Annotated in this window: 1 protein-coding gene; it reads right to left on the reverse strand. The window is 76.8% G+C overall.

The genetic code is table 11. From position 1 onward, the window contains the following. Positions 1-10: 10 nt before the first annotated feature. Positions 11-962 (reverse strand): DinB/UmuC family translesion DNA polymerase (locus D7W79_RS46620; RefSeq protein WP_500681257.1); only part of this gene is annotated, 952 nt, incomplete at its 5' end.

The following is a 962-nucleotide window of genomic DNA, read 5'->3' on the forward strand; positions in this document are numbered from 1 at the left end:
GTCGGCAGCGTCAGATGTGTATAAGAGCCAGCCGGTACACCCAGGCGGGCCCCAGCCCCTCGAAGTGCACGCGGTAGTAGTCCCGCTGGTACGGGGTGTCCGTCCACCACTCACCACCCAGCCGCTCCGGCCCCGCCATCGCCGTCACCCGGTGCCGCCTTCCCCCCAGCCGCGCCGCCAGCATCTCCCCGGACTCCGCCACCTCCGCGTCCAGGCGGGCCGGCTGGGCCAGGAGCCGCGACGGCCGCTCCCGGGCCGCCCCCGTCTCACGCCAGACGGTGATGGGGGCCGGAGGCTCCGGCGCCAAAGTCGAGGGCGTCGATGGAGCCGGGGAGGACAGCAGGCCGCGCCGCGTCTCCGGAGGGTGGAAGGCCCGGGCCGTGTGCGCGGACTCCGGGCGGTGCACCGCCTCCAGGGACGCGGCGAACAGCGCCTCCTCGCCCAGCGTCGTCGCCAGCCGCGACAGCACGGCCTCCAGGGCCGCGTCCCCCTCCGGTGCGTCGCCCAGCGCGAGCTGCTGGCCCAGGTCCTCGTCGTGCGCGTCCACCCGCACGGCGACCTCCGCCACCGGCCGCTCCAGCCGCAGCTCCCCCAGCCGGTGCCGCGCCAGGTCCAGCAGTAGCTTCGCGCGCGCCGTGGGCCTCGCCAGCAAGAGCGGCACCTGGGCCTCGCCGGTGGGGTCCAGGCGCAGCACGAAGGTGAGCCGCACCGCCGCCCGCTGCCGCCCGGAGAGCCGCGCGCCCAGGCGATCCAACAGCGTCTTGAGCGCGAACTGCACGGGCTCGAAGGTGTCCGCGGGCGCGTCCAGCACCACCCGGTCCTCCAGCGCCTCCTCCAGCGGCTCCGGCGTGAAGGGCGTGTCGTCCACGCCCCGGCACCGAGCGTGGACCCGCGCCGCGCCCGCGCCTCCACGCGCCGTCACCGCCCCGGCCGGCAGCGCCGCCACCTCCCCCAGCGTGGAC

Origin of the sequence: Corallococcus exercitus, from assembly GCF_003611585.1 — a bacterium.
In the GTDB taxonomy this organism is placed as follows: Bacteria; Myxococcota; Myxococcia; order Myxococcales; family Myxococcaceae; genus Corallococcus; species Corallococcus exercitus.